The sequence below is a fragment of the Herbaspirillum sp. RV1423 genome (assembly GCF_000577615.1).
Lineage (GTDB): Bacteria > Pseudomonadota > Gammaproteobacteria > Burkholderiales > Burkholderiaceae_D > Herbaspirillum.
In genome coordinates, this window is record NZ_CBXX010000097.1 from 1 (window position 1) to 424 (window position 424).

The following is a 424-nucleotide window of genomic DNA, read 5'->3' on the forward strand; positions in this document are numbered from 1 at the left end:
AAACTGCAACGGCGCATGGAAGAGATTGCAGCGAGTATCGACCGCTATCTGAGCGCACTCGACACGGCGGATCGCCAAGAGCCGGAACGCAAGCAACTCACGACAGCGCGACTGCATGAGAATATCGTGGCGCTCAAGGCACAGATGCGCGAGCTGGAAGACATCAAATTAAAACTCAAGCAAGCGCCGGATCAACAAGTCTCCCAGACCGATCCCGATGCACGCTCAATGAAGACGCGTGGTACAGGCATCGTCGGCTATAACGTGCAAACGGCGGTCGACGCCAAGCATCATCTGATTGTGGCGCACGAGGTGACCAACATCGGGAGCGACCGGGATCAACTGCACTCAATGAGCCGGCAAGCGCAAGCCGCGACTGGCGCTACATCGCTGACAGTCGTTGCTGATCGTGGTTACTTCAAAG

1 protein-coding gene is annotated in these 424 nt (G+C 56.8%); it reads left to right on the forward strand.

The features are described from left to right. The coding region (locus tag RV1423_RS28255) for a transposase (protein WP_034303988.1) at positions 1-424 on the forward strand (424 nt) is incomplete at both ends.